This window comes from Streptococcus sp. HMSC072D03 (assembly GCF_001812855.1).
GTDB lineage: Bacteria > Bacillota > Bacilli > Lactobacillales > Streptococcaceae > Streptococcus > Streptococcus salivarius_D.
In genome coordinates, this window is the sequence record NZ_KV810619.1 from 1 (window position 1) to 299 (window position 299).

The 299-nt window shown below is 42.8% G+C and carries 1 rRNA gene; it reads left to right on the forward strand.

The features are described 5' to 3' along the window. Positions 1-124: 124 nt before the first annotated feature. Positions 125-299, forward strand: a 16S ribosomal RNA gene (locus HMPREF2877_RS01900); the annotation flags it as partial.

The window sequence follows — 299 nt, forward strand, 5'->3', positions numbered from 1 at the left end:
AGACCTTTGAGAACTGAATAAGAAACCAAGTGCAGGGTTATAGAAGAAATTATAACCTGTCAATTTACAAGAATAAATCGTCAGACGACGGTAATGAGTTAACGCTCGAACAATTATTAAATTTTTTAATGAGAGTTTGATCCTGGCTCAGGACGAACGCTGGCGGCGTGCCTAATACATGCAAGTAGAACGCTGAAGAGAGGAGCTTGCTCTTCTTGGATGAGTTGCGAACGGGTGAGTAACGCGTAGGTAACCTGCCTTGTAGCGGGGGATAACTATTGGAAACGATAGCTAATACC